Here is a 7430-nt window from a genome sequence, read left to right as displayed (position 1 = left end):
AGATAGTGCATGCCGATCTCCTCGGCATCCTTCTTCGGCATCTTGCGCACCCAGATCGGCGCGAGCGTCAGGTTCTCCAGGATCGTCAGATGTGGAAACAGGTTGAAGTGCTGGAAGACCATGCCGACATCGCGGCGGATCTCGTCGATCTTCTTCAGATCATTGGTCAGCTCGGTGCCGTCGACGATGATCTGGCCCTTCTGGTGTTCCTCGAGCCGGTTGATGCAGCGGATCATCGTCGACTTACCCGAGCCTGAGGGTCCGCAGATCACCAGCTTCTCGCCGCGCGCCACCTTCAGGTTGATGTCGCGCAAGACATGGAACTCGCCATACCACTTGTTGACCCCGATCATCTCCACGCCGTATCCTTGTTCAGGGAGGTCTGCCTCAGCCCGACAGGGCGATCGGCCGTCGCGCCGTGATCTCCCGGGCGAGGGTGCGCGGTGGTCGCATGTGCCATGAAGAGCTGATCCGAAGTGAGTGTGTCCTTGGGCCGAGCATAGGAACCGGGCCCCGGCGGGCAATCCGCCGGCAGGCATGACTTCATGCCGGAATGTTATGCTGGCGGGCGCCCACGATCGCGACGCCGGGGAACGCCCCTCATCGGCGCCGTCGATGGCGCCGCTGCTCCAGGCGAGGCTCCCGTTCTGACCCGCTGCTCCATGGGCGCAGGGCGCGGCGGCGATTGGCCCGGGCGCCATGCCGTGATCGCATCGACTGTGGCATTCCTGCTCCTTGTGGGCTCCGGGCGGGTAACAAAAGCGTAATCGGGTAGAGAAATACCTGTACAAATTTGCGTATTTGACGTTTCACTGCCCCGCTTTCTCAGGGGATATCAGGCTTTTAAAAGGTATTAATTCCTCTGGTGATTCTTTGATCATAAAATCTGTCCGAGATTAAAGTTTGATCGGAAAGATCTGGCTGTAATGAGTATTTTAGTTGCAGTTCTTGGTCATCGTCCACTTCTGGTAGAGGACATCGCAGCTATGCTGAAACGTCGCGCGGGATCGCGAGATCGCGAGCGCAGTCTTGCTCGGCGAGACGACGATCACGAGGCCTACACGAAACCGGATGGGCAGGATGGGGGCTCGCAACGCGTCGAGGCGGTGATCGCAGCACGGGCGTTACTGCCCGGGCGTGCCTGAGCTCCGCGCCGACCCGTGACCGGATGGAAGGACTGCCGATGCACATGATCCCGATCGTGGCCGCGGTTTCCGCCCTCGCACTCACCGGTGCCGCCCAGGCCCAGGCTCCGCCTGAAGAAGCTGCTGTCGACCGCGAGGTCGGGCTCAGTCCCGTGGCTGCATCGGGACCCTTGAGGAACCGGTCGGTGATCGTCGTCGATATCCGCGCGCTGCCAAAGCCGGAACGGCTACGCGTCACCCGGATCGTCGCAGCACGCGGCGATGACGAACTGCAGAAGCTCCGGACGGCGATCGATGCAGCACCGCTCCTCGCCCTTGCGCTTCGGGCGCAGGGGCTGTCATCGCTGCAGGTGCTCGTCGCCGAGACCGGTGCCAATGGGCGGCTGACCCTGATCACCAGGAAGAAGTTCTGACGGCGATGGCGGCCGGCAGCGCCAGGGGGCGTGAACGCCCTGGCCTCGTCGCGGCGGCTGTATTCCCGGCTGGCGACCTTATCGGCATGACCCGGCAACCCCATATCCTGGCGACCGGCGCAAGCGCGCAACCGGCCGGCCGGAGGCGTTCATGGACATCGTCGTCACGCAGCTCGAGCACAGCGTTTGGGAAATGAAGGACCGGCTCGGTCGCCATTTCGGAACGATTGTCGCGGAGCGGGATGACGACTTCTGGATCGGCCCGCAGAACCGCGGCGTGCTGGCGCTCCCCATGATCCGGTTTGGCCCCTACGCCTCGCTTGGCGCCGTGATGACCGCGATCCAGGCCTATATGCGCTACGAGACCGGCGACCTCAATCAAAGGACGAGCTTCGCACCGCGGCGCCCCCGCGATCGGTTCACGGTCGTGCCTGTCAGCCCGTCGGCAGTCCGCGCCTGAGGCGTGGCCAAGATGACGCGGGCGGGCTGCTTGCTTAATCCGCCGATTGAGCGTCCAGTGAAGGGGCCGTCTCGCTTCGGACCGAACTGAGACCAGCCCCGACGCCGACCTTGCCTCGGCCCACCGCAATTCCAGTCGAGCCCGGCAAGGGCCAGGCATTTGGCGCGATCCCGCGCCATGTCCGATGCCGCTTAGATGATATCGCCGGCGGCCTGACCCAGGTCTCCGGACGATCGCTCGCGGAGCGGCGACCAGCCTCGGCCTTGGCCTCAGCTTTAGCCTCAGCCTTAAGGTTCAGCCTCTCCGCGGATGGTCCGATCCCGGCAACATGCGATGGAGACCACCATGACAAGCCTGTGGTCGAGTCTGGATCATTGCCGCGCGCTCGGGCTGTGGATGGCACCGCGCTATCCCGCCTGGCTCGCTCTCTTCACCCTTGCCGCAGCCTTCGCCCTGATTGCGGCGGTCGTGATCCATTGAAGCGCCATCCGTGACCGGTTCCGCTAGGCGTCCAGATAGGCCTTGACCTTGCCCAGGCGCACGGCGGCCTTGAGGGCGGCATGGTCGCGCTCCGCCTGGTCGGCATAGCTCACCGAGAAATCGCCCAATGCCTCGTCGAACTGGTCGTTCGATCCGAGATAGCCGCTGATGCCGTCGGCGTTGCCGGCGACAGCATGCGCGCGTGCCAGCACCCAACCGCAGGCGAGGGCGTAGCTCAGGAGCAGCTCGGCGTCGAAGGTCACGACCAGCGGCTTGATCTTGGCGTCGCGCAACTGGCGCACATAGAACTGCTTGCCTGAAAGCTCGGCGGTGACCCAGCCCAGGAACAGATCCGATGCAGGCTGCATCAGGCGCTGCCCGACGACGACGCGCTGGCCGTGCTGGGAATAGGCGCTCGTGCCGGCATAGGGCTCTAGCACCGAAGCCACCGCCTCCTTGAACTGCAGGAACAAGGGGTCGTTGCAGGAGGACATCATTAGGACAACCCAGCAGCGGCGCCCGACACTGCCGACGCCGACGACCTTGATGGCTGCGTCGACCAGATGATAGCGGTCCAGCAGGACGCGACGGTCCTCGGACAAGGTCTCCCGATAATCGCGGAAGATCCGCTTCAACTGCTCCTCGAAATCTGGACGCCGCGATCCCTCGGGATGGTAGATCAGGGGCGGCATGTCGCGAATGCGGACGCGACCGCCAACCATGTCCGTTATCTTGGGAAAATCGGTTTCCGAGCCGTCCTGCTGGGCCGCCTTCGCGATCCGCTTCTGAATTCGGCCCCGTTCGCGCGCGGGCGCCACGGAGACGAGATCGTCTCCCGTGACGCGCGCGTACCAGACGTCGAGCGGATGCATGTCCGCGTAAGTCGCAAGGTGCCTGCGGTAGCTGCGCACGCAGGCGATGGCGGTGTCCCGCGCGGTCCTGGCCGGCAATCCGATCGACCGGGCCGCGAGGACGAACGAGGTCGCGAGCCGCTTGATGTCCCACTCCCAGGGGGCGGGCAAGGTCTCGTCGAAATCGTTGATGTCGAAGAGGATGTTGCGTTCGGGCGTGGCAAAGCCGCCAAAATTCATCAGGTGGCAGTCGCCGCAGGCCTGCACCTGGATGCCGGTGTTCGGCGTGGTGCTGAGATCGGCTGCCATGATGCCTGCCGATCCCCGGTAGAAAGCAAAGGGCGACTGCAGCATGCGCCCATAGCGGATGGGGACGAGCTCGGGAATGCGATCGGCATCCGCCGCCTGAAGAAGGGCGAGCGGGTCGGGGCGGCTTCCGTTCGGCGCCCATGTCCGATGCTGCGGGCGGGGGACGCGATCGCGAAGCGCCTTTCCGGCCTCCATCCGCTCCGCCAACGACATCACCCGCGTGAATTCATCCGGTAGCGGCCGATTGGTGAGGATCTCGTCGGCGCTGGCGCCGTGCAGGACCTCCAGCTCAGACCTCTTTGGCGACGCGAGCCTGTTCGATTTTGCAGACATGACGCCCCCACACAGAAAACAGCCGGCGCAATCTTTGCGTAAGGTACGCCTTTTCGCGAATTCGAGAACTGCCTTTGAGGCCCTGATCGCACCGAATTGTCGGCTCGTTCCGCGCGTCGTCTCTCCGGTGTGGGCAGCGCCACGCCACAACCGCCGCGCCTGGCCGGGCATGGCCCAATATCCTTGCAGTATCCCCCACCGCATTGGCCGTGATTTTTCGAGGCACAGGCCAATTGGCCCGCGGCTTGTGCTTGACGGATTGCCCGCTGCCGCGCTTGCTTGCCAGCCAGGGATGGTGGAGAGCACCATGCGCCGCGAAAAGCCCAGCCCGATACGCGCCGATACGCAAGGAACCAGCCGTTCTGCAGGGTCGGTCCGGCCTCGGGCGCCCGGCGCGCGCGCAATCCCGCGCATGGTCGTGAATTGGCTGGGTAGGGTTTTCACCGGCCGCRCTGCCCGCCCTTGGTCCGACGACCAGCGCAGCATATCGACGGCGTTCGGCGACCCCGCCTCGACCAGGCTGGGACAATCCTTCGGCGCGGCTGCCGATCAACATCCCGGCCTCTCCGGCTTCAGCCTCCTGATCCACGGGCGTGAGGCCTTCATCGCCCGTCTCGCGCTGGCCGACCTGGCCGAGCGCAGCCTCGATATGCAGTACTATTCCTGGGACGGCGATATCACCGGCCGCATCATCGTCGACAGCGTGATGAAGGCGGCCGATCGCGGGGTCAGGGTTCGTCTTCTCGTCGACGACGCCTTCTACAAGGCCAGCGATGCCGTCAAAGCCGCCCTCGACGCGCATCCCAATGTCGAGATCCGCCTGTTCAATCCGGTGACAAACCGGCGCTGGTCTGCGCTCGACTATATCGTCGATTTCGGCCGGCTGAACCGCCGCATGCACAACAAGCTGATGGTTGCCGACAATGCTGCGGCGATCGTGGGCGGCCGCAATATCGGCGACATCTATTATGGCGTGAACACGATCGCCAACTATCGCGATCTGGACGTGCTGGCGGTCGGGCCTGTCGTGCGCAATCTGTCCGATGTTTTCGACCGGTTCTGGAACAATCCCTCGACCGTGCCGATCGCGACGATCGTCGAGCGCAGCTATGGCGCCGCCGATCTCGATGCCATCCTCATTCGCCTGCGCGCGGAGATCGCCGCCGCCGAATACCCTTATCCGATCGACCAGGACCTCGACGAGCTGGCACTCCAGAGCGCGGAGCTTCGCGACAATCTCGTCTGGGCACAGGGCCGGGTCATCGCCGACGATCCGGAAACCATCGCGCCGGGCATCGAGAGCGACCATGTGGTTGCGTTCATCCGCGGGCGTGTCGCCGAGCTGAAGCAGGAATTGCTCGTCGAGACGCCGTATTTCGTGCTTCCCGCCAGGGCGCAGGCAACCGTCAAGGCGCTGCACGAGCGCCATGTCCGGGTGCGCGTGCTGACCAATTCGCTGGCTTCGAACGACATGCTGCCGGCGCATTCCGGCTACGCCAAGACCCGCCGGCGGCTGTTGGAGAACGGCATGGAGCTCTACGAGCTGCGCCCGGATACCGACGCCTACCGGCCGGGCTGGTCGCTCCGTTCCGGCCGGTCACCTGCAGCCTTGCATACCAAGGCCATGGCCTTCGACCGGCAGGCCGTGTTCATCGGCAGCTTCAACCTCGATCCGCGCTCCGCCGTGATCAACACCGAGGCCGGGCTCTATATCGAGAGCCCGGAGCTGGCGGAGAGGCTGGTCGCCTACATGGCGACCGGCGTCGGGCCCGCCAACAGCTACCGTGTTCTGCTCGAGCCGAATGGCGGGATCGTCTGGGAGACGGCGCGGGAGGGGCAAAGCGTCCACTATCGGGGCGAGCCCGAGACCCGTTTGCGCCGGCGCCTCGTCGCCGACCTGTTGAAGCTCCTGCCGATCGACTCGCAACTCTGACGCCCACAACCCGGCTCGCGCGGGCAATGTCCGGGTGCTCGTGGGCGGGGCATTCATCGCGAGCGTCCTTGCCGGGGCGGCCATCAGCGCCGTGCGACAGGGGCAGCGCTCACGGGCTGCGCTCCCGTTTCAGTGACTGGGGCCGCGCCACGGCTTCCGATGCCATGTCGCCGCGAGCCGTGGGCGGCGGTCCGGCGCGCAGTGCCGCGACAGCGTCCCGCGCGCTCTCATAGGCGAGTTGCAGCGGCGCGAACTCCTCGTAGCTGCATCGGCGCTTGTAGCCGAGGGCTGCCATGTCGATCGCCAGGACGCCGAGTTCCTGCGACAGCCCTTGCGCGTCGGCTGGATCGGTCGAGGCGCCGGCGCGTTCCGTGATGTCCTTCAGGCGGGACAGGATCCCGCCCATCGGATCGGCGCCGCCCTGGTTGAGGAAGCCGCCGGCGGCGGCGAGCATCGAGCTGATGACCCCGCCGACCAGCACGACATTCCAGATCTGTTCGCTGAACAGGGTCGACCAGCTCGTGTCCGTATCTTCCAGATAGGCGGCGGTTCCGGGGTGAAGTGGAAAGCGCGCGTCCTTCTCGCTGTCGGGCGGGGTGATCAGGCTGGCCAGCGGCACCTCGCGCGCCAGCTCGCTGCGCCGCTCCAGCAGGCCGCGCGTTACCTCCATGATCGCGTTGTTGTAGAGCCGCACGCGCATGGGGCCGGTCGAGGCGCGATTGGCGGCCAGCGCGGTTGGAACCCCGACCGTGTCGACATCGTCGTCGGGAATGGACAGGCGCGGAAAGGCGTTCTTCTCGATCGTCTCGGAGCTGGCGGCCGGGGTGTTCTGCTTCAGGGACTCGCCAAGCTCGATGCTGAGGATGGTCGGGGGTGTCTTGCGCTTGTCGCCGACCGCGGCGACCACGTCCCTGACCACGGGATCGGCCGGCACGCCGAGCACGACGACGCAATCGAGCTGTCCGCCGGCGACGAGCCGGGCGACATCCTCGGGCTTGATGATCGTCATGCGAACATCTGCCGGTGTGAGGCCCACCATGTCGAGCAGCCGGACGAAGGACGGCTCATCGAGCGGTGAGCGGGAGACAAGGCCGAGGCGCTTGCCCTTCACGTCGGCGAGGGTCTCCAGCTTGAGCCTGGCCGGTGCTGCAGCGATCATGAGATTGGTGCGCAGCATTGCGACCAGTGCAGCCCCGGTCGGTAGGGGATCGTCGAGCCGCAGCACGGCGAGGTCGACCTCCCGTTTCTCCAGCAGCTGACTGCTTTCGTGCATGTCGGCCGTCGTGACCAGGTCCAGGCGCGCCCCGGCCCGGTTGACGTCGAGCAGGCGATTGAAGGCGATCAGCAGCTTGGCATCGATCCCGTCCTTGGGGCCGGCCGCGACGCGCAGATGCAGGGGCTGCGACCAGGAGAGATAGCCGACGACGGCGGCGGTGAGCAGCGCGAAGGCCGCCGCGGAGATCAGCAGGAGACGCGACATCGAGATGTTCATGGCACATGTCCCGA

The 7430-nt window shown here is 65.5% G+C and carries 7 protein-coding genes; 4 read left to right on the top strand and 3 right to left on the bottom strand.

Annotated features, from left to right (window positions below):
• Positions 1 to 353 (bottom strand): ATP-binding cassette domain-containing protein (locus tag AC1DW9_RS25960; protein ID WP_476855216.1); only part of this gene is annotated, 353 nt, incomplete at its 3' end.
• Between the two features lie 836 nt (positions 354 to 1189).
• On the opposite strand from AC1DW9_RS25960, the gene AC1DW9_RS25955 reads away from it, so the two are divergent.
• From AC1DW9_RS25955 to AC1DW9_RS25945, 3 genes are all read left to right on the top strand, one after another.
• Entirely contained in the window at positions 1190 to 1558 is a 369-nt protein-coding gene (locus AC1DW9_RS25955) for a hypothetical protein (protein ID WP_441492217.1), read from the top strand.
• A 151-nt stretch (positions 1559 to 1709) separates the two neighbouring features.
• Complete coding sequence (locus AC1DW9_RS25950; protein WP_441492218.1) at positions 1710 to 2018, top strand: BTB/POZ domain-containing protein; 309 nt, start codon at positions 1710 to 1712, stop codon at positions 2016 to 2018.
• A gap of 345 nt (positions 2019 to 2363) precedes the next feature.
• The gene (locus tag AC1DW9_RS25945) at positions 2364 to 2498 is read left to right on the top strand and encodes a hypothetical protein (protein ID WP_441492219.1); all 135 of its coding nucleotides are present in this window, start codon (positions 2364 to 2366) and stop codon (positions 2496 to 2498) included.
• 23 nt (positions 2499 to 2521) lie between these two features.
• Here the strand turns inward: AC1DW9_RS25945 and AC1DW9_RS25940 are convergent, their stop codons facing one another.
• Entirely contained in the window at positions 2522 to 4477 is a 1956-nt protein-coding gene (locus AC1DW9_RS25940; protein WP_476855215.1) for a DUF2252 domain-containing protein, read from the bottom strand.
• On the opposite strand from AC1DW9_RS25940, the gene AC1DW9_RS25935 reads away from it, so the two are divergent.
• The gene (locus AC1DW9_RS25935) at positions 4410 to 5924 is read left to right on the top strand and encodes a phospholipase D family protein (protein WP_476855214.1); all 1515 of its coding nucleotides are present in this window, start codon (positions 4410 to 4412) and stop codon (positions 5922 to 5924) included. The two genes, AC1DW9_RS25940 and AC1DW9_RS25935, sit on opposite strands and share 68 nt — an antisense overlap.
• A gap of 109 nt (positions 5925 to 6033) precedes the next feature.
• Here AC1DW9_RS25935 and AC1DW9_RS25930 read toward each other — a convergent pair whose 3' ends face one another.
• On the bottom strand, positions 6034 to 7416 hold the full coding sequence (locus tag AC1DW9_RS25930) for a TAXI family TRAP transporter solute-binding subunit (RefSeq protein WP_476776912.1): 1383 nt from the start codon (positions 7414 to 7416) through the stop codon (positions 6034 to 6036).
• Positions 7417 to 7430 lie beyond the last annotated feature (14 nt).

The sequence above is a fragment of the Allobosea sp. P4_E12 genome (assembly GCF_056401655.1).
This window is presented reverse-complemented; position numbering and strand designations above follow the sequence as displayed.